Origin of the sequence: Peptoniphilus sp. HMSC062D09, assembly GCF_001811425.1 — a bacterium.
Lineage (GTDB): Bacteria > Bacillota > Clostridia > Tissierellales > Peptoniphilaceae > Peptoniphilus_A.
Genome location: NZ_KV804746.1, coordinates 5,825 through 6,211 on the forward strand (window position 1 = coordinate 5,825; position 387 = coordinate 6,211).

The following is a 387-nucleotide window of genomic DNA, read 5'->3' on the forward strand; positions in this document are numbered from 1 at the left end:
CCCCCGCCCACGCGGGGACTACTTCATAATTGTCTTATCGACTTTTAACATCTTGGGATCACCCCCCGCCCACGCGGGGACTACTTTGAAATACCTTTTTTAATTTTTTATCCATAAGGATCACCCCCGCCCACGCGGGGACTACACTTTAAATGTCCAACTTGTGGGCAGGACCTATGGATCACCCCCGCCCACGCGGGGACTACAGTCAAACTGTTTCATCAAGAGGTCATAGGGTAGGATCACCCCCGCCCACGCGGGGACTACTCATCTCCAAGCGTGAATGATAAATTGAAAGAAGGATCACCCCCGCCCACGCGGGGACTACTTTTTCTCCTGGTATAAACTCAATATCGTCATAGGATCACCCCCGCCCACGCGGGGACT